This is a genomic window from Nonomuraea sp. B5E05, assembly GCF_039880665.1.
Classification (GTDB): Bacteria; Actinomycetota; Actinomycetes; order Streptosporangiales; family Streptosporangiaceae; genus Nonomuraea.
The window spans coordinates 1-3,501 of record NZ_JBDPMJ010000072.1 but is presented as its reverse complement, the minus strand read 5'-3'; the positions used below and the strand labels follow the sequence as shown (position 1 = coordinate 3,501).

Genomic DNA, 3,501 nt, shown 5'->3' with positions numbered 1-3,501 from the left:
CGGAGCCTCTGGTCTAACGGTTGATCTTGGTCGACAACCCTTCTACCAGGGGCTCTTCTACTTGTCGATCAGACCCACTCGCGCAGCATGCCCGCGACCTGCGGCTTCAGGATGGAAAACACTCACTACGTCGCCCGACTGCTGCACGACGAGCGCCGCCGGCTCGGCACCCCCAAAGGGAGCCGCGTCCTGACCCCGTTCTGGCAGGCGGTCCTGGTGCTGCGGTGGTTCCGGGGCGAACGCGACATCCCCAAGCTCGGCCGCGATCACCGCGTCTCCCGCGCCACGGCCTACCGCTACACCGCCGAAGGGATCGACGTCCTCGCAGCTCAAGCCCCTGATCTGCAGGAAGCTCTGGACCGCGCCCAAGCCGACGATCTGCCCTATGTGATCCTGGACGGCACCCTGATCCCTGCCGACCGCTGCGCCGAGCAGACCATCAGCGTCAAGGGCGAACCCATCGACGCCTGGTACTCCGGCAAGGCCCACCATCACGCCGGCAACCTCCAAGCACTCTCGGCACCCGACGGACTTCCCCTGTGGATCTCCGAGGTCGAGCCAGGCTCGGTCCATGATCTGACCGCTGCCCGTGCGCACGTGCTGGGCGCGTTGTACGCCGCAGCCGCGGCAGGCCTGCCGACCCTCGCCGACAGCGGCTACGACGGCGCCGGGATCGGTATTCACACCCCCATCAAGCAGCCCGACGATAACCAGATCCTCAGCCCGGACAACCGCACCTACAACCGGCTCCTACGCGCCCTGCGTTGTCTCGGCGAACGCGGGTTCGCCCTGCTCAAAGGCCGCTGGCGAATCCTCCAGCACATCACGCTCAGCCCCAGCGCCATCGGCGACATCGCCCGGGCGGCACTTGTCCTCACCCATTTTGAGCATGGCTACCTACCGGCCATTCGCTGAGATCACGTCAGTATGTCGGAGTGGTCGAACTGGACTGCGCCTTCATCCCGTCGCTTCCCCTTATGGTGACGCAGAAGCCCGACCACCTTTAGATTCAACTTGTAGCAATCTACCGGCCGCCCAAAAGCGAGTCGATCAGCTCGCTCAAGCGGTCTTCGCTAAGCCTGGACCGGAGGAATGTCGTATCGAGGTATAGGTCAGTTTGACCTCTTTGAGCCTCCGCATAAAAGGTTCCGAGAAAGCTTCGCGCCGCCTTTCTCTCCACATCTGGCCATTCACGAACTACTTCCACGGTCCGCCGAATGGATCCCTCTGCATTTCTGACAAGGATATAATGCGGGTGTGCAGGCAACCTCTGGAGATCAAGGTCTATCCCGCCTCTAAAATTTACATCTCGAAATGTTACTCGAGAGAAGTCGTTCCCACGATACGCATTGCCGGGCCGGTCGACCTTACCTCCTGCCACGCTTGCTTCAGCAGAGAATGTGACGCCACTCAAGACACCGCTAAAGGAGCATCCGACCATCTCCGCATCATCGAAGAGCATGTTTTCGAGGCGCACGTTTTCAAACGAGCAATATTCGAAAACAGCTCGCCCCGCATATACATTATCCCACACTGTGTTATCGAAATCACAATGTGAGTACACAGTTGCATTCACACCGAAGCCTAGGGCGGTCGACTTTACGAAGTGGGACCCTGCGAAGCTACAACCCACGAGCTCGCTGTTGCCGATGGCCACATGATCCCATCGGCCGTTATGAAATTTTCGCCCTTCGAGATGTTCTCCTTCTATGACCAACTTATCGAGTTCCACGGCTTCTCCGATACAGTCAAAGCGGCAGGTAATCTGTTATTTTCGGCAACGAACCTGGCCCTCTGTACAGTACATAGGGCGCACGCGCATAGTCGCCCCTTTTGATCAGATGCTTCCTGAATGACCAACTTGTGTAGGTCGTCAACTCCACCTTTACCCCGTTCGTCGTATCAAGGAAGTCTACCCCCTTCGTACGATAGACGAAACGCGGACCGTATAGCCTGCCGACTTCTTTCGCAACCGCCTTGTGCACGGCAAAACCAATATACGATCTCGCAGCCCTCCATCGCTTATTATCGATATGGTCATTATACTTTGCGATCTGGTCCGGCCTGAGATTTTGCTTGACGATATCCTGCCATGTTCCTTTGAGTACAGCATCCACCGCCTTGCGAATAAGGTTAGCCGATTCCTTTCGCTTCGCACGAGAATCTGAGGTATCTGCCCCTTTCAAGGTAAGATGAACGACGGTGAGCGCGATACTTATGTACTCCATGGCTTTGGAGCACTGCGCTCCCACTGCCTGGCAGAACATGGTGTCAGCCTGGTCTTCGATGAGCGCCCAAGCAGCCGTCTCGTAAAAGGCCGGATCGTTGAGCCACTGATCTGGATCTAAACCCGCACGCTTCATTGCCGCACGAATCGAGGCTTCATATTGAATCGCCCACTTCTGCTCAGCTCTCAGTTGATTAAATCGCTCGCACTCTCGTGCGTTGCTACTTTTGCAGGGGTTAGTCGGTGACGACAGAACCCCGCCTCCTGCAGCAGCAGTGGGCGTTCCGGCGATAATTAGTTTCCAGAGCGCATAGTTGTATTGGTCATCGACGTCCGGTCTGTAGAGCATGCTGAACTTCTCTCGTTGCTCAGCGGTGGCGGACCAGAAGCCATCAGGAGCGTCCCGTCCCGCGCCCGGACCTTCAGACAGAACATCGATTCTCATCGCTTCGTCTGTCGAGAACCCTGGATTCCATTCGATGTGTCGAAGCCAGCTCGGGTCAACCATGGCAGCGGCGCAGTTTCCGTACGTGTCACATGCAATAGCTCCGCCGCCGAAGTCGCCCCTGGACGGGCAGCTGCCGACACACAGTGCGCTTCCTTCCCCTCCGTAGACAATGCCGTGTCGGCCATACACGTCGGCGGCTGATTGGTAGCCGATGTCTGGTGTGTAGTGCCCGCTCCCGGTGCTGACGGTGTTGTGGCCGGTGGGGTCGGTGCCGGTGAGGGGTGAGGCGTTGGCGTAGGTGTAGCGGTTGGCCTGGATCGAGGGGTTGGGGTTCAGGGTCATGGTGTCGCGGCTGGTGAAGGTGCCGGTTCCGGGCTGGTACCAGCGGGCGTGCATGTTGACCTTGCCGGTGTCGGGGTCGGTGTATTCGCCCTGGTAGCCGAGGTTGGTTTTGGTTCCGGTCTGGGCGGTGACGGCGCCGAACGGGTCGTAGGCGGTGGAGGTCTGCAGGGTGGTGGTGTAGGTGGCCACCAGGTCGCCGTGCAGGTCGGTGAACGCCGCCACCGCGCCGGTGCCTTCCTTGAGGCCGAGCAGGCCGCCGCCGGCGTCGCGGGCATAGCGGGCCTGGACGGCGCCGCTGCTGTCGGTGATGGCGGCCAGGTCGTTGCCGAGCCCTGCGTAGGCGAAGGTCTGCTTGGTGGTGCCGTGGATCCGGCTGGTGAGGCGGTCGAGGGCGTCGTAGGCGTAGACGCTGTCGCCGTCTGCGATGAGCCGGTCGAAGGCGTCGAAGGTGTAGTCGGTGGTCGTGCCGGCCTTGGTCTCGGTG

The 3,501-nt window shown here is 59.9% G+C and carries 3 protein-coding genes; 1 reads left to right on the top strand and 2 read right to left on the bottom strand.

The window, feature by feature from the left end; all coding sequences use genetic code 11:
• Nucleotides 1-87: 87 nt before the first annotated feature.
• A complete protein-coding gene (locus tag ABGB01_RS45730; RefSeq protein WP_347780596.1) occupies nucleotides 88-915 on the top strand; it encodes a transposase family protein in 828 nt (275 codons plus the stop codon).
• A gap of 109 nt (nucleotides 916-1,024) precedes the next feature.
• Here ABGB01_RS45730 and ABGB01_RS45725 read toward each other — a convergent pair whose 3' ends face one another.
• Together ABGB01_RS45725 and ABGB01_RS45720 are read right to left on the bottom strand one after the other, a co-directional pair.
• Nucleotides 1,025-1,732 carry a pentapeptide repeat-containing protein gene (locus tag ABGB01_RS45725; protein WP_347780595.1) on the bottom strand — a complete coding sequence of 236 codons (708 nt, stop codon included), beginning with the start codon at nucleotides 1,730-1,732 and terminating at the stop codon, nucleotides 1,025-1,027.
• Between the two features lie 16 nt (nucleotides 1,733-1,748).
• Nucleotides 1,749-3,501: RHS repeat-associated core domain-containing protein (locus tag ABGB01_RS45720; RefSeq protein WP_347780593.1), on the bottom strand; the 1,753-nt coding region annotated here is incomplete at its 5' end.

Coding starts and splice junctions, on each gene's coding strand:
- ABGB01_RS45730 (WP_347780596.1), top strand. CDS start 88: ATGCCCGCGACCTGCGGCTTCAGGATGGAAAACACTCACTACGTCGCC.